This window comes from Mycobacterium simulans, assembly GCF_900232995.1.
In the GTDB taxonomy this organism is placed as follows: Bacteria; Actinomycetota; Actinomycetes; order Mycobacteriales; family Mycobacteriaceae; genus Mycobacterium; species Mycobacterium simulans.
In genome coordinates this window covers 423,237-439,147 of sequence record NZ_OCVX01000007.1, presented here as the reverse complement: position 1 = coordinate 439,147, position 15,911 = coordinate 423,237, and the positions used below count along the sequence as shown (strand labels likewise).

At 64.5% G+C, this 15,911-nt stretch carries 15 protein-coding genes and 1 pseudogene; 4 read left to right on the top strand and 12 right to left on the bottom strand.

Annotation, left to right across the window (positions count from 1 at the left end; translation table 11 throughout):
- Positions 1-295: 295 nt before the first annotated feature.
- Positions 296-883, top strand: coding sequence for a PaaI family thioesterase (locus MSIMFI_RS24155; protein WP_224770409.1), 588 nt, complete (start codon positions 296-298; stop codon positions 881-883).
- A gap of 188 nt (positions 884-1,071) precedes the next feature.
- Here MSIMFI_RS24155 and pyk read toward each other — a convergent pair whose 3' ends face one another.
- Positions 1,072-2,490 (bottom strand): pyruvate kinase, encoded by a 1,419-nt coding sequence (gene pyk, locus MSIMFI_RS24150; protein WP_191499473.1) that lies wholly within the window; start codon positions 2,488-2,490, stop codon positions 1,072-1,074.
- Between the two features lie 242 nt (positions 2,491-2,732).
- On the opposite strand from pyk, the gene MSIMFI_RS24145 reads away from it, so the two are divergent.
- Entirely contained in the window at positions 2,733-3,506 is a 774-nt protein-coding gene (locus MSIMFI_RS24145; RefSeq protein ID WP_191499472.1) for a cutinase family protein, read from the top strand.
- On the opposite strand, the pseudogene MSIMFI_RS24140 reads toward MSIMFI_RS24145, so the two are convergent.
- The 8 genes and pseudogenes from MSIMFI_RS24140 to MSIMFI_RS24105 all read right to left on the bottom strand — a co-directional run.
- Positions 3,433-3,861: pseudogene (locus tag MSIMFI_RS24140) on the bottom strand (DUF2752 domain-containing protein); the annotation flags it as partial. The gene MSIMFI_RS24145 and the pseudogene MSIMFI_RS24140 sit on opposite strands and share 74 nt — an antisense overlap.
- Complete coding sequence (locus MSIMFI_RS24135) at positions 3,851-4,252, bottom strand: NINE protein (protein WP_191499471.1); 402 nt, start codon at positions 4,250-4,252, stop codon at positions 3,851-3,853. The gene MSIMFI_RS24135 and the pseudogene MSIMFI_RS24140, both read right to left, overlap by 11 nt.
- Positions 4,253-4,282: 30 nt before the next feature.
- Complete coding sequence (locus MSIMFI_RS24130) at positions 4,283-5,992, bottom strand: prolipoprotein diacylglyceryl transferase (RefSeq protein WP_191499470.1); 1,710 nt, start codon at positions 5,990-5,992, stop codon at positions 4,283-4,285.
- The gene (gene trpA, locus MSIMFI_RS24125) at positions 5,989-6,801 is read right to left on the bottom strand and encodes a tryptophan synthase subunit alpha (RefSeq protein ID WP_191499469.1); all 813 of its coding nucleotides are present in this window, start codon (positions 6,799-6,801) and stop codon (positions 5,989-5,991) included. The genes MSIMFI_RS24130 and trpA overlap by 4 nt, the downstream gene beginning before the upstream one ends.
- Positions 6,801-8,060: a tryptophan synthase subunit beta gene (gene trpB / locus MSIMFI_RS24120; protein ID WP_191499468.1), complete on the bottom strand. Its 1,260-nt coding sequence runs from the start codon at positions 8,058-8,060 to the stop codon at positions 6,801-6,803. Before trpB ends, trpA begins: the two co-directional genes overlap by 1 nt.
- Before the next feature lie 46 nt (positions 8,061-8,106).
- The gene (gene trpC / locus MSIMFI_RS24115) at positions 8,107-8,925 is read right to left on the bottom strand and encodes an indole-3-glycerol phosphate synthase TrpC (protein WP_191499467.1); all 819 of its coding nucleotides are present in this window, start codon (positions 8,923-8,925) and stop codon (positions 8,107-8,109) included.
- Positions 8,926-9,016: 91 nt separating this feature from the next.
- Positions 9,017-9,697, bottom strand: coding sequence for a TIGR02234 family membrane protein (locus MSIMFI_RS24110; protein WP_224770408.1), 681 nt, complete (start codon positions 9,695-9,697; stop codon positions 9,017-9,019).
- Entirely contained in the window at positions 9,687-11,228 is a 1,542-nt protein-coding gene (locus MSIMFI_RS24105; RefSeq protein WP_191499465.1) for an anthranilate synthase component I, read from the bottom strand. Before MSIMFI_RS24105 ends, MSIMFI_RS24110 begins: the two co-directional genes overlap by 11 nt.
- A 125-nt stretch (positions 11,229-11,353) precedes the next feature.
- Between MSIMFI_RS24105 and MSIMFI_RS24100 the strand changes: the two genes are divergently transcribed.
- Positions 11,354-11,818 (top strand): peroxiredoxin, encoded by a 465-nt coding sequence (locus tag MSIMFI_RS24100; protein ID WP_191499464.1) that lies wholly within the window; start codon positions 11,354-11,356, stop codon positions 11,816-11,818.
- 17 nt (positions 11,819-11,835) lie between these two features.
- Here the strand turns inward: MSIMFI_RS24100 and MSIMFI_RS24095 are convergent, their stop codons facing one another.
- Entirely contained in the window at positions 11,836-12,906 is a 1,071-nt protein-coding gene (locus MSIMFI_RS24095; protein ID WP_191499463.1) for a calcium:proton antiporter, read from the bottom strand.
- A 342-nt stretch (positions 12,907-13,248) separates the two neighbouring features.
- On the opposite strand from MSIMFI_RS24095, the gene MSIMFI_RS24090 reads away from it, so the two are divergent.
- A complete protein-coding gene (locus MSIMFI_RS24090) occupies positions 13,249-14,781 on the top strand; it encodes a serine/threonine-protein kinase (RefSeq protein ID WP_191499462.1) in 1,533 nt (510 codons plus the stop codon).
- Here the strand turns inward: MSIMFI_RS24090 and hisI are convergent, their stop codons facing one another.
- Positions 14,782-15,129: a phosphoribosyl-AMP cyclohydrolase gene (hisI, locus tag MSIMFI_RS24085; RefSeq protein WP_186242950.1), complete on the bottom strand. Its 348-nt coding sequence runs from the start codon at positions 15,127-15,129 to the stop codon at positions 14,782-14,784. It lies immediately after the preceding gene.
- Entirely contained in the window at positions 15,126-15,911 is a 786-nt protein-coding gene (hisF, locus tag MSIMFI_RS24080; protein ID WP_191499461.1) for an imidazole glycerol phosphate synthase subunit HisF, read from the bottom strand. The genes hisI and hisF overlap by 4 nt, the downstream gene beginning before the upstream one ends.

Sequence of the window (15,911 nt, the reverse complement as noted above, 5' to 3'; positions counted from 1 at the left end):
ATGCGCGAGTGCTCGGGCATTTCTGCGCGTCCAGGGGGTGTCGCCTACCAGTCCGTGGCGTCGATATCACCGGATCCTCCATACCTTTCGTGCTATCCAGCGCGGACATCGTCGAGCTGGCCGGCCGTGCGCGACACCGGGTTCCGGGCCAATGGGTTGGCGCCATGCGCCAACGGCGCTCCCGTCCACGATGGCACCCTGGCGACCGTCGAGGCCGTCCTCGCGATGTGCGGCAGCCCAGGCCGAGACCGCTTGCTGTTCTATCGTGGCGGATATGATGGATTCGATTGCAGCAATGCCTGATTCGTCGCCGATATACGAGTCGCTGGCGGCATCAGTCCGACGCTTGATCGACGCGACAATACGCACCGAGGTGGGGCACGATGTCATCGCGTCTGCGGCGGCTGAGATCGACAACGTCACAAGCCAACTCAGTGCGGAGCTGATGCCGGGAACGTTCGGCGAGCGCATCATCGATGATGGGCAGGGACCGGCGTCGGGAAACGTGGTGATCGGAACCCGTAACCCGTCAGCTCCCCCGTTGGTGGTCCACCACGAAAGCGACGGATCGGTGTGGGCGGAATTCACCCTCGGCGCCGCTTACGAAGGCCCACCCGGGCATGTGCACGGCGGCGTCAGCGCCATGATGCTCGACCACGTGCTCGGGGCTACCGCTCACCAGCCGGGTCGGCCCGCATACACCGGCAGCCTGACCCTGCGGTATCACCGGCCTACGCCCCTGCGGCACCCTCTGCGAGCCGAAGCATGGATTGAAAGAACGGAAGGAGTAAAGACTTTCGCGGCCAGCGAGCTGAGTGACGGCTCGGGCGTGACGGTGTCAGCGAAAGGGGTTTTCATTCATCCACGACCATCGGATGACTAAGAGACCGGCGACTTTCCCAGTCACGGTGCTGTCAGGACATCGCTGATACGACCGATTCGGTTGTAACCGGGGCGGTCTCGATGACGCTGGCCGTGTGGCGTTTCCAGCACTGACCTATGCCGATTGGTGCCGGCGCTAATGGATGTAACCCGCGTGCAAAACAAGGCGCAGGAGAGGTGGCGGCCCGTCTAGACGTCGTCCTCGCCGATTCGGTGCACATGGATCAGGTTGGTCGAGCCTACTGTCCCCGGTGGGGCACCGGCGACGATGACCACTAGGTCACCGCGCTTGTAGCGGCCGAGTTCGAGCAGCGACTTGTCGACCTGGCGGATCATGCCGTCGGTGGTATTCATGTGCGGGACGATGAAGGTTTCCGTGCCCCAGGTCATGGCCAGCTGACTGCGTACCTCAGGCAGATCGGTAAAGGCGAGCAGCGGTAGCGGGGTATGCAGGCGGGCCAGGCGCCGCACGGTATCGCCGGATTGAGTGAACGCGACCAAAGCCTTGGCGTCGAGCCGTTCGCCGATGTCGCGCGCGGCGTAGGAGATCACGCCCCGTTTGGTGCGCGGCACATGTGTCAACGGCGGAGCAGCCGTCGAATTCTCCTCAACCGCGCACACGATCCGCGACATAGTCTTGACCGCCAACAGCGGGTATTTCCCTACCGAGGTTTCTCCCGACAACATCAGCGCGTCGGCGCCATCGAGCACGGCGTTGGCGACATCGGAGGCTTCGGCTCGGGTCGGCCGCGAATTTTCGATCATCGAGTCGAGCATCTGGGTTGCCACGATGACGGGCTTGGCGTTTTCCCGGGCCATCTGGATAGCCCGCTTCTGCACCAGCGGCACCTCTTCCAGCGGCAACTCAACACCCAGGTCGCCGCGGGCCACCATAACGGCGTCAAACGCCAGCACGATGGCCTCGAGGTTGTCGATGGCTTCCGGCTTCTCCAGCTTGGCGATTACCGGTACCCGCCGCCCGATCCGATCCATCACCTCGTGGACGAGCTCGACATCCGACGGCGAGCGCACGAACGAAAGCGCCACCATGTCGACGCCGAGGTTCACCGCGAATGTGAGGTCCTCGATGTCCTTTTCCGATAAGGCGGGGGCGGTGACGTTCATCCCGGGCAACGAGATGCCCTTGTTGTCGCTGACCGGGCCGCCTTCGACGACGGTGCACAACACGTCGTCGCCGTCGACGGCGTCGACCACCAATCCGATCTTGCCGTCGTCGACGAGAACTCGGTCACCGGCGACCGCATCGCTAGCCAACCTTTTATAGGTGGTGGACACCCTGTCGTGGCTGCCTGGACAGTCGCTGACGGTGATCCGAACCGTTTCGCCGTCGGCCCAATACGTAGGCCCGGTGGCGAAGCGCCCCAGCCTGATTTTCGGGCCCTGCAGATCGGCGAGCACACCGACCGCGCGCCCGGTGGCGTCCGAGGCTGCGCGGACGCGCTCGTAGGCGGCCTTATGATCCTCATAGTTGCCGTGGCTGAAGTTCATTCGGGCGACGTCCATTCCGGCTTCGACGAGCGCCCTGACCAGGTCGTCCTTTTGGGTGGCCGGCCCGAGAGTGCAGACGATCTTTCCGCGTCTAGTCACGACGACAAAGCATAGTCTTGGTTATCTGCCTGCGGCGCGCCTCGCCGGTACCGGCGCATCGAGCGTTGGCGTGCACGCGCACCCAAGATCCCGAAAAGCTCGCGCCGCGAACGCATCCGGAACGCGGCGGCACGAAGACGTACTCGGCTCCACGATGCCGGAAGCCAAAAGCGACGCAAACCACAGTAGACATTCAAAATCTCCTGGTTTGGGCCACCGCTTGCATGGTTACATAGTGCGACATGATCGCACGTCAGCTTGTTCCGTTCGTTGGCCCCGCCTCAGCCGCAGCGTGGGGCCTCAGCGCCGCCGTTCTTCCTGTCTTCGCTATCCCATCCGCGTCCGCCGAGCCGTGCCCCGATGTGGAGGTGGTGTTTGCCCGTGGCACCGGTGAGCCTCCTGGCGTTGGCCCGACCGGGCAGGCATTCATCGACTCCCTTCGTCCACGCGTTGGCGCAAAGTCGTTGGGGGTCTATCCGGTCAACTACCCAGCCAGTGAGGAGTGGGCCACCGGCGTCGACGGTATTAGAGACGCTGGCGCCCATGTGGTTTCCATGGCCGGCAGTTGTCCCAAGACGCAGATGGTGCTCGGCGGCTACTCGCAGGGTGCAGCCGTCATGGGCTTCGTCACTTCCGCTGCCGTTCCGGACGGGGTTGATCCCGCGACCGTACCCAAACCGCTCGCGCCCGATGTGGCCGACCATGTTTCCTCGGTCGTTCTCTTCGGAATGCCCAATGTCCGGGCGATGGAATTCCTTGGCCAGCCTCCAGTCGCTATTGGTCCGATGTATCAGGCGAAGACCATCAAGGTGTGCGCCGCCGAGGACCCAGTGTGCTCTCAAGGCATGAATTTCGCCGCGCACAACGCGTACGCAGATGACGGGGCGATGATCGACCAAGGCGCAGCTTTTGCCGCCAACAGCCTCGGCGGAACTCACTCAGAACGGTCGGTACCAACGGGAATCCGGGGAGGTTACGCAGCACCGTCCAGGCGATCATCGTCACCACGACCGTGATGATTGCGGGCATCGGCAGCGCGGATTGGCCGCGGTAGCGGCGCAGCAAAACCCAGCCGGCCAGCAGGGGGATGCCGACGAGCAAGAAGACATTGTCGTTGAGACTGGCCACTAGGTCGCCATGCAGCAGGTCGTGCATCATCCGCAGGCCACCGCAGGCGGGGCAGTTCCAGCCGGTGAGCAACCTGAATGGACAATGCGGATAAATCGAACTCGTGTCGTGGGGGTCCACGAGGCCGACGTAGCCGAGCCCGCCAGCAAACAGCGCGGCCGACCCAACGGCGGCGTACCGAGCGCGACGACGGCCGTCGCGGCCACAATCCCCCGACGTCTGGGAAGCCCGCTTAGGTTCCATCGCGCAACGGGCGGCCCCAAGGGTCGCTCACTCGGTCGGTCAGTATCAGAAGCGCGTCGATGATGCCCCAGATGACGGCGCCCACTCCGCACGTTAGCCATCCCACGAGCAATTGCGCGATGCCCAGTCCGGTGTGCCCGATGTAGATGCGGCCGATGCCGACGATGCCGATCAGACCGAGCAGCTGCAAGAGGCCGGCGATGGTCTTGGATTTGTCCGAATACGGTTGGCCGCTGACGGGATGACGACCAAACGGTGCCGACGGGTCGAAGTAAGAGCCGGGCGCCGAATATTGCGGATATGACGGATACTGCGGCGGAAACGGCGGCGGAGATGACGAGCTAGAATCTGCAGCGTTCCCCCACGGCTGGTCAGTCACGGGTTTCAGCATGCCAGATTTCTCGGGCAGCCGCCGGAGCCGCTACCTGCCCGACCGCCGCCTGAAGTTCCTCAGCCGGGCGCGCCAACCCTGTCGCGTTGAGTCGGCGGGCTCCTCCGCGGGCGCGCTCGAGGTCGGCTCATTGTCGTCAGGGGCTGCCGCAGCCTGCTCGGTATCTGCCTCGGTCTCTAGCTCAACTTCCTCGACGACATCCGTATCTTGCGCTTCCGCCGCTTCCGCCGCTTCCACCGCTTCCACCGCTTCCTGGGCAGCCTCGGGTTCGGACTGTTCTCCCCGGTCCTCCGATTCGGTGTCGGATTCGCTGGCTACGTCATCTGCCACGACGTCGGACGCATCGGCTTGAGGCGCTTCTTCGGGCTCTTCGACCTCCGGCTCGGCTTCAGACTCCGCAACTTCCGGCTCCGCTTCGGCCCCAGGCTCCTCGGCCTCCGGCTCGGCTTCAGGCTCCGCAACTTCCGGCTCCGCTTCGGCCCCAGGCTCCTCGGCCTCCGGCTCGGCTTCAGGCTCCGCAACTTCCGGCTCCGCTTCGGCCCCAGGCTCCTCGGCCTCCGACTCAGCTTCAGACTCCGCAACTTCCGGCTCCGCTTCGGCCCCAGGCTCCTCGGCCTCCGGCTCGGCTTCAGGCTCCGCAACTTCCGGCTCTTCTTCGGGCTCTTCGGCCTCCGACTCTTCAGAATCCGCAACTTCAGCCTTGGCGGTTTCGGCCTCGGCCACTTCGGCCGCTTGCACGGTCTCAGCCGAATCGACTGATTCGCCGTCTTCGCCCGGGATAACGGGCGCCGCGGCGGTTGCGGCGGAAGCCGTCGCAACATCTGCGAGTTCTGGCGTCGGCTCGGGCTCCGCCGATTCGACGGCAACACCAACACGACCACGCACGTTTGCCGGGTCCTCGCGGCCCTTCGGCGCCAAGATGACATAGACCACGGCGCCGATGAACACGAAAGTCGATGTGAACGAGTTGATCCGGATGCCGGCGATGTGTGTTGCGGTGTCGTCACGCAGCAGCTCGACGCAGAATCGGCCGACGCAGTAGAGGGCCACGTAGAGCCCGAACAGCCTGCCGTGACCGATCGTGAAGCGGCGGTCGGGGTAGAGGAATGCGGCGAATACCAGGACATTCCAAAGCAATTCGTAAAGGAATGTCGGCTGCACGACGAGCGCGACTTGCCCCGTGGAGACGCCGTCTAGCGAATGAACGTCGACGAATCCCGCGGGATCCCGCCGGTAGAAGATTTCCAGACCCCACGGCAGCGTGGTCTCCCGGCCGTAAAGCTCCTGGTTGAAGTAGTTTCCCAGCCGGCCGATGGCCTGCGCCAACACGATCCCGGGCGCCATCGCATCCAGAAACGCCGGTAGCGGGATGTCGCGCCGTCGGCAGGCGATCCACGCTCCGACCACGCCGAGGGCCACCGCGCCCCAGATGCCCAAGCCCCCGTCCCAGATTCGCAGCGCGGCGCCAAACCCGGCGCCGCCCTGGCCGAAATAGGTCGGCCAATCGGTGGCCAGGTGATAGAGCCTGCCACCGATCAAACCGAACGGTACCGCCCACAACGCAATGTCATAGGTCACTCCCCGCTCGCCGCCGCGGGCCGCAAAACGTCGATCACCGATCAGCAGAGCAACCACGATGCCGGTGATGATGAAAAACGCGTAGGCGCGAATGGGCAGCGGCCCGAGGTGCCAGACCCCCCGTGGCGGGCTGGGGAAATACGCGAGCCAAGTCGTCGTCATAAAGACACCCTCCGGCGCACGCCCGCAGCAAGCTCCTCGGTCAGTGCGCTCAACCTAGGTAAACCGTCGCCCAACGCCGATACCAACGCGGAACCAACGATGACGCCGTCGGCATAGCTACCGATCTGCGCGGCCTGGTCTCCCGACCGCACACCCAGGCCTACGCCAACGGCTATATCAGATACTGCCTTCACCCTGGCCACCAACTCGGGTGCGGCCTGCGAAACCGCATCACGTGCCCCGGTAACCCCCATCGTCGACGCAGCGTAGACGAATCCGCGCGACGCCTCGACGGTGGTTGCCAAACGTTCGGGCGTCGACGACGGCGCCACCAGAAAGATGCGATCCAATCGATGCTCCTCGGCGGCCGCCAACCATTGTTGCGCTTCGTCAGGAATGAGGTCAGGGGTAATCAAGCCGTGTCCGCCAGCCGATACCAAATCCCGCGCGAACGCATCAATTCCATAGCGCAGCACCGGATTCCAGTACGTCATCACTACCGCGCGACCACCGGCCAAACTGATCGCCTCGACCGCGGCCAGCGTATCCCGCACTCGCACTCCCCCGCTCAGCGCCGCCTCTGTGGCCCGCTGAATGGTGGGACCGTCCATACCCGGATCAGAGTATGGAATACCGACTTCGACTATGTCGCAACCGGATTCGACCAATGCAGTCATCGCGTCCACGGACGTGCGCACGTCCGGATAACCAGTAGGCAGATAGCCAATCAGCGCGGCACGGTTGTCCGCCCGGCACGAATCAAAAACCGGTGCCAGCTTGCTCGCTTCGCTTTGTTCCACGGTCATCATCAGTCCAGCAGGCCAAACCATTTGGCGGCCGTCTCGACATCCTTGTCACCGCGACCCGACAGGTTCACCACAATGACGGCGCCCTTCCCCAATTCCACACCCAGCTTGAGTGCACCCGCCACCGCGTGTGCGGACTCGATAGCCGGGATGATGCCCTCGGCACGACACAGCAGGCCAAATGCTTCCATCGCCTCGGAGTCGGTGATCGGCTGGTAGTCGACGCGCCCGGTCTCTTTGAGCCAGGCGTGTTCGGGGCCCACGCCCGGATAATCCAAACCCGCTGAGATCGAATGGGATTCGATGGTCTGGCCGTCTTCGTCCTGTAGCAGGTACGAGAATGAACCTTGAAACGCCCCGGGCGAACCACCGGTGAATGTCGCCGCGTGGCGGCCGGTTTCGACCCCGTCGCCGGCCGCCTCGAATCCGACCAGCCGCACCCCGGGATCGTCGAGGAACGCGTGAAAGATTCCGATCGCGTTGGATCCGCCACCGACGCAAGCCACGACTGCGTCGGGCAACCTGCCCGCCTGTTGCCGGATCTGCACCCGCGTCTCCATGCCGATGATCCGCTGGAAATCGCGAACCATCGTCGGGAAAGGATGCGGTCCCGCGGCAGTGCCGAAGCAGTAGTACGTGTTCTCGGCATTGGTGACCCAATCCCGGAACGCCTCATTGATGGCGTCTTTGAGCGTTTGCGAGCCGGTCTCAACCGAGACGACCTCGGCACCGAGCAGTCGCATCCGCGCCACGTTCAGCGCCTGGCGCGCGGTGTCGACCGCACCCATATAGATCACGCAGTCCAGGCCGAGCAGCGCACACGCGGTGGCGGTGGCGACCCCGTGTTGGCCTGCGCCGGTCTCGGCGATCACCCGGGTCTTACCCATCCGGCGAGCCAGCAGTGCCTGACCGAGCACGTTGTTGATCTTGTGAGATCCGGTGTGGTTCAGGTCTTCTCGCTTGAGGAAGATGCGCGCCGAGCCGGCATGCTCGCCGAGCCGAGTTGTCTCGTACAGCGGCGACGGCCGGCCCGCATAGTGTGTCTGCAACTTGTCGAGCGTGTCCAGAAATTCCTGATCGACGCGTTCCTTCTCGTAGGAGAAGGTGACCTCCTCGATCACCGCCATCAGGGCCTCGGGAACGTAGCGGCCACCCCAACCAGTGGGGCCGCCGAAATGCCCGCCCGAATCAGGATCGTGGCGGGTCCGTTCGGCGATGGCAGCACTCGTGCGCGGAAGATCCGGGCCGGATAGATCTGCCATCACCAATGCTCAATGCACACGCGGCTCATCGGTGGCCTATCGAGGGCTAGCGAGCCGGTTTTGGACAGGACGGATGCGTGCCCGCGGTAACCAGATCGGCAACCGCCGCGCGCGGGTCACCACTTTTGACAAGACCTTCACCGACCAGCACGGCATCAGCGCCAGCACCGGCGTACGCCAACAGATCGCCGGTGCCACGCACACCGGATTCGGCGATCCTGATCACGTTGCTGGGCAGTCCGGGAGCGATTCGGGCGAAACAATCCCGGTCGACCTCGAGTGTCGTGAGATCGCGGGCGTTGACGCCGATTACGTTGGCCCCGGCCTTCAATGCTCGGTCAGCTTCTTCTTCGGTGTGCACCTCGACGAGCGCGGTCATGCCGAGTGATTCGGTGCGGTCCAACATCGACACCAACGCCGACTGGTCCAACGCCGCAACGATGAGCAACAGCATGTCAGCGCCGTGCGCACGAGCCTCATGGATCTGATATGGCTGCACCACAAAGTCTTTGCGCAATACCGGAATAGAGACCGCGGCCCGCACCGCGTCCAGATCGTCGAGCGAGCCCTGAAAACGTCGCTCCTCGGTCAGCACACTGATGATCCGAGCGCCGCCATCCTCGTAGGCCTGGGCCAGCTTTGCCGGATCGGCGATGGGCGCCAGCGAACCGGCCGATGGGCTGGCGCGCTTGACTTCGGCGATGACACCGATGCCGGGCTCACGAAGCGCGGCCATCACGTCCAAGGGTGGTGCCGCCGCGGCGGCGGCGGCCTTGATCTCCGGCAGGCTCACGACAGCTTCGCGCGCGGCAACGTCGGCCCGGACTCCCTCGAGGATGGAGTCGAGCACGTTTGCCGGACTCATGCCTGCTGTTTCCCTTCCCACCGTGACCGACGCTCGGCACGTCGATTTCGACGACGTCCATGAAGGGTAGCGACCGTAAGCGCGCGGTCCGTCACCGACCCTCGGTGTCCGACCTGCGCGGCCCGTCAGTCGGGTCGTGACCCTCGTCAAGAGCATCCCAAATCATCCGTTCCGACATGTCCGATACGGCATCTTCGGTGCCCGTCGCTGCCTCGTTGCGACGAGCCACCGATCGGCGTGCCGCCGGCGATGCATATTTCGCAGTGCCCTCACGAGCCGCCCCCGAAATCGACGCCAAGCGCATCAACAAGACGGCCGCGGTCAGGGTGCACACCGCTGCCGCTACCGCGGCCACCCCACCCCAGTAGTGCCGCTCACTGCCGACCAGCGTCACCACCGGGACATGCGCAAGGTCGGCCGCGCGCGCCGCCACATCCGGGATCGCCCACAGACTGATGCCGAGATACCCGACCGCAAAGCTCGCAGCCGCCAGCAGCGCCGCCAAGGCCCGCAGTGGCCAGCCGCGCACCGCGAGCGCAGCGACGGCGGCGGCCAGCATCAGCATCGCCAACGGCAACAGCGCGGTCGACCATGTTGCGCCTGACAACGTCACCGCCTTCGGCGGCCCCAGTCCGTCGAACGATCTGATCACAACCCACGGCAGCCGCGAGGCCGTCCACAACGCCCCGGCGGCAACCACCAGCAGCAACTGCGCTATCCCGATCGTCAGCCGACTGCGGTCGGACCGAACGCTGCTGGTACTACGACCCACTGCTGCTCGCATCGGGAGCGGCCAGCGTCTCGGCGGCGGCGATTGCATTCAGCACCGCGCGCGCCTTGTTTCGTGCCTCGTTGTATTCGTAGGGCCCGTTGGAGTCGGCCACTACTCCACCGCCGGCCTGGACATAGGCCGTACCGTCACGCATCAGCGCGGTGCGGATGGCGATGGCGAAGTCGGCGTTGCCTGCGAAGTCGAGGTAACCAACCACGCCGCCGTACAGACCCCGGCGCGTCTTCTCGACCTCTTCGATCAGCTCCATGGCCCGGACCTTCGGCGCGCCCGACAGCGTGCCTGCCGGAAAGCACGCGGTCACCGCGTCCAGTGCGGTGCGGCCCTCACTGAGCAATCCGGTCACCGTGGACACCAGGTGCATTACGTGGCTATAGCGTTCGATATGGCTGTAGTTCTCGACGCGGACCGTTCCCGGCGTGCAGACGCGGCCGAGGTCGTTGCGGCCGAGGTCGACCAGCATCAGGTGCTCGGCAAGTTCCTTGTCGTCCGCCAGCAGCTCCTTTTCCAGTAGCTGATCTTCATCGTCGCTTTGCCCCCGCCACCGGGTTCCGGCGATCGGATGCGTCGTCGCCCGACCGTCTTGGACGGTGACCAGTGCCTCCGGACTGGATCCCACAATTGAAAAGTCAACGGCACCATCACTATTCGGCACTTGAAGCAGATACATGTATGGACTTGGGTTGGTCATCCGCAGCACTCGATACACGTCGATGGGATCGACGTCGGTGTCCATCTCGAAGCGCTGCGACGGCACCACCTGGAAGGCTTCGCCCGCTGCGATCTGCTCCACCAGGTAATCGACGATCTTGCCGTATTCCTCGACCGTGCGCTGCGCGCGGTGCTGTGGTTCGGGCTTGCTGAACGTCGCGACGGCCGACGGCAACGGCTGGCCGAGCGCTGCCGTCATCACGTCCAGCCGCGCGATCGCGTCGTCGTAGGCCCAGTCGACCCGCTCGTCGGTGCCGTTCCAGTTCACGGCATTGGCGATGAGGGTGATGGTGCCCTCGTGATGGTCTACCGCGGCAATATCGGTGGCCAGCAACAGCAGCATGTCCGGCAGGTGAAGGTCATCGACGGCCAGTTCGGGCAAACGTTCGAGCCGCCGCACCATGTCGTAGGCGAAGAAGCCGACCATCCCGCCCGACAGTGGAGGCAGGCCCGGGATCGGTGCGGTAGCCAGCAATTCCAAGGTTGCGTGCAGAGCGTCCAGCGGGTCACCGCCGGTGGGAGCGTCCTGCGGCACCGCACCCAACCACACCGCTTGTCCGTCGCACAGCGTTAACGCGGTGGGGGCTCCCGCGCCTATAAATGACCACCGCGACCACGAGCGGCCGGTCTCGGCCGACTCAAGCAGAAAAGTCCCCGGGCGGTTGGCGGCGAGCTTGCGGTAGGCCGACAGCGGAGTCTCGCTGTCGGCCAAGACCTTGCGAATCACCGGAACTACCCGGTGCTCGGCCGCAAGCACGCGAAAATCTTCCCGCGTGGTCGTGGCTGCGAGGTTGGCGTGCACCGAACTATCCTCCCAGACGCGCTGATCAGCGCCGGCCCACCCGCGAATGTAACGCCACGGCGACTTTCAACCCGCGATTTCGCCGTGCGGTTACGCTCGGCTGCAGCACGCGTAGCCTGATGGCCATGAAGACTGGTGACACCGTGGCCGACTTTGAGCTTCCGGATCAGACCGGCACGCCACGCAAACTCAGCGGCCTGCTTTCCGACGGGCCGGTGGTTCTGTTTTTTTACCCGGCGGCGATGACCCCCGGTTGCACCAAAGAAGCCTGCCATTTCCGCGACTTGGCGCAAGAATTTGCCGCAGTCGGAGCCAGCCGGGTCGGGATCAGCGCCGATCCCGTCCAAAAGCAGGCAAAGTTCGCCGACAAGGAGCGTTTCGACTACCCGCTGCTCTCGGACACCGAAGGCATGGTCGCCACGCAGTTCGGTGTCAAACGGGGTCTGCTGGGCAAACTGATACCGGTCAAACGCACCACGTTTGTCATCGACACCGACCGCAAGGTGCTCGACGTGATCTCCAGCGAATTCAGCATGGACACGCACGCCGACAAGGCGTTAGCGACGCTGCGCGCACGACCTTCCGCCTAGCTCCTGAGGGCGAGAAGCTACGGAATAACCGCGAGAAACATGTACGCGGCCAGCAACACCAAATGCAGCTCACCCTGCAGGCGGGTGGCGCGGCCTGGCACGACAGTCAGCACGCTGACCACCACCGTCAGCGCCAGCAGCACCAACTGGGTCGAACCGAGACCGAGCAGCAGCGGACCGCTGAGCCACAGCGACACGAACGCGATGGTCGGGATGGTCAACCCAATGCTGGCCAGCGCGGAGCCGTAAGCCAAGTTGAGGCTGATCTGGACACGGCCTTGGCGCGCGGCGCGCGCCGCAGCGAGTGTCTCCGGGAGTAGCACCAGCGTGGCGATCACCACGCCGACAAACGACTGTGGAAATCCAACCGCTGACACCGCCCGCTCGATGATTGGCGACTCCACCTTCGCCAGACCCACCACCGCAACCAACGCGACCAGCAGCAAACCTTGGCTCGCCAGTGCCACCTGGATGCTCGGCGGCTCCGCATGGCTGTCATCTTCGGTCGAGCCCTGCTGGGCAACCGGCAGGAAATAGTCGCGATGCCGGACGGTTTGCGTGAAGACAAATAACAAATACAGACCCAGTGATGCGACCGCGGCGAAGACGAGCTGACCCGGTGAAAACGTCGGGCCTGGCTGACTGGTGGTGAACGTGGGCAGCACCAGGCTCAGCGTCGCCAACGTGGTGACGGTGGCCAACGCGGCGCCACTGCCATGGGGATTAAACAACGTGACGCCGTAACGCAGGGAACCAAGCAACAACGACAACCCGACAATCCCGTTGCTGGTGATCATGACGGCGGCGAACACGGTGTCTCGCGCAAGCGTCGACGCTTCGTGCCCGCCGGACGCCATGAGCGTGACGATCAGGGCAACCTCGATGACGGTAACTGCGACGGCCAACACCAGCGACCCGAATGGCTCTCCAACCCGGAGCGCGACCACCTCGGCATGGTGGACGGCGGCCAGAACAGCGCCGGCGAGCAGCACGGCCTCGATCAGACCAACCGCCGGCCCAATCTCCTTGCCCCAGGTCAGCGCCAGCGCGAGCAGGGCCAGCAGCGGCACCACCAAGGTCCATGACATTCGCTTCACCGTCGACCGCCATTCTCACCAAAGTCACCAGCCGACCGGGCGCCCCGCCGTGGACGCGACGTAAGGCAGGTCCAGTGGCAAAACACTCGATGCTTCCTCTCGAATCAATTCGAAGCCGACGTTGGTGCAAGCAAAAGTGTTGTGGTGCAGCATGATTCGGAAGCGATGCAATACACGCCAAACTTAAGAAAACACCGCCGAATTGGCCCAGCGCTTACGAATCACGCTGGACCACAACCGATTACGCCTATCAGCACATCAGGGCTCAATTGTACCAGCGCTTCCATCGCCCTCGGCACGATCAGCGTTTGCTCGCCTCAGTAGCATGCTCACATGTCACGAAGCGATGACCCCGGGGCAGGCCTGATGGAAGGGCAGGTGTTCGCCGGATACACCATCGTGGAGCGATTGGGCGGTGGCGGCATGGGTGAGGTGTATCTAGCTCAGCATCCGCGGTTGCCCCGGCGCGATGCCCTAAAAATTTTGCCGGGTGAGTTCACTGCCGACCCCGAATTTCGCCAACGCTTCAATAGGGAAGCCGACCTTGCGGCGAGCTTGTACAACGAGCACATCGTCGGCATCCACGACCGCGGCGAGTACGAAGAGCAATTGTGGATCTCGATGGACTATGTCGAGGGGACCGACGCGGCCGGATTGCTGCGCAGCCAGTACCCGTCCGGAATGCCACGAGCCGACGTCGTCGACATCGTTGCGGCTATCGCCGACGCGCTCGACTACGCGCATTCGCGCGGACTGCTCCATCGTGACGTCAAACCCGCCAACATCCTGCTGGGTAAACCCAATCCGCGACGACGGATACTCCTCGCCGATTTCGGCATCGCCCGCCAGCTGGGTGAGATCAGTGGACTGACCGCAACCAACATGCTGATGGGGACCACCGCCTACTGTGCACCCGAGCAACTGCAGGGTGCCGACCTCGATGGGCGAGCCGACCAATACGCGCTCGGCTGCACCGCGTTTCATCTACTGGCTGGGTCTGCCCCGTTTCAGCATTCCGACCCAGCCGTGGTCATCACCCAGCATTTGTCCACGCCACCACCGCTGATCAGCCAGCGACGCCCGGAATTGGCCCACCTCGACGCCGTCATTGCCCGAGCGCTCGCCAAGAGTCCGGACGACCGATACCCGACGTGCACGGATTTCGCTGCCGCGCTCGGCGCCCAGCCCGCCTCCCAACCCGCCAACGACGCCGACGACGCCGACGACGAGCAAGACGACACAACATTCGTCGACCGCCCTACGCAACGAATCGCACCGTCGCCAACCACATCGCCCAAAGCGCGCTGGCACCGGCGCGCACCCGCATCAGTGATTGTGGCACTCACGGCCGTCGTGCTGGTCGCGGTAGCGATCGTCCTTGGGGCCCAGCTACTGCTCGGCCACCCGAGCGAGCGGGCCGGCAGTGGCCTGCCCCAGTCAACGGAACCACCCAGCAGTAGTGCTGCCCCTACGCCAACGCTCCGGCTGTCCAGCCAACTCACCGATCACTCGGGAGTCTTGACCGCGGGCGAGCGCAACATCATCGACCGGGCCCTCAGAAAGCTCTATGACGAGCGCGGGATCCGGCTCTGGGTGGTGTACGTTACGAATTTCGGCGGCCTGAAACCTGCCAGGTGGGCCGAGAACATCATGCGCGCCAACGGTTTTGCCGATTCCGATGCCATCCTCGCTATCGCCACCGACACACGGGTCTTCTCATTCCGGGTGCCGGCCGCGGTCACCGCCGGCAGGGCCGTCGACATCGAGACTATTCGGCGCGACCGCATCGAACCCGCCGTCGTCAAACGCGAATGGAGCCGCCCTGCACTGGCCGCGGCCAACGGATTGGATGTTGCTCCGCGGTAGTCAATCCTCGGGTTCGAGTAGCACGGCGGCGTCGAAGCAACTGTGGTCACCGGTGTGGCAGGCTCCGCCAACCTGGTCGACGGTCAAAAGCACCGTGTCCCCATCACAGTCCAATCGCACGGAGTGGACGTGCTGGGTGTGGCCCGATGTCGCGCCTTTGATCCACTGTTGGCCACGCGAGCGCGAAAAATAGGTAGCCTCGCGGGTTTCGAGCGTGCGAGCCAATGCGTCGTCGTCCATCCATGCGACCATCAGCACATCGCCGCTGCCACGCTCCTGAACGACGGCGGTAACCAACCCTTCGGCGTTGCGCTTGAGGCGCGCGGCGATAGCCCGATCAAGCGTCATCGCACGGTGATCCCTTCTGCCGCCATCGCGGCCTTCACCTGTCCGATCGTCAGCTCCCGGAAGTGAAAGACGCTGGCCGCCAATACCGCGTCGGCTCCCGCCGCAACCGCGGGTGCAAAGTGCTCTACTGCGCCGGCTCCGCCGCTGGCGATGACCGGAACGGTGACCGCGGCGCGTACCGCGCGCAGCATCGCCAAGTCGAAACCGGCTTTGGTGCCGTCGGCATCCATCGAGTTCAGCAGGATCTCCCCCACTCCAAGCGCGGCACCGTGGGCCGCCCATTCGACCGCGTCGATACCGGTGCCCCTACGGCCACCGTGGGTGGTGACCTCCCAGCCCGACGGTGTCGGTGCGGAGCCGGCGGGAACCGTGCGCGCATCGACGGACAGCACAATGCATTGCGACCCGAACTGCCTTGCCATCTCGGCCAGCAACTCGGGACGGGCGATAGCGGCGGTGTTGATCGAGACCTTGTCGGCCCCCGCGCGCAGCAACATGTCGACGTCGGTCACGGTGCGCACCCCGCCGCCAACCGTCAACGGAATGAACACCTGTTCGGCGGTGCGGCGCACCACCTCCAGCATGGTGGCCCTGCCCGAGGACGACGCGGTCACGTCGAGAAACGTCAGTTCGTCGGCACCCTCGGCGTCATAGACGGCGGCAAGCTCTACGGGATCTCCGGCATCGCGGAGGTTCTCGAAATTGACTCCTTTGACCACCCGACCATCGTCAACATCCAGGCACGGGATCACTCGTACCGCGAGACCATTACCTGGGGACAT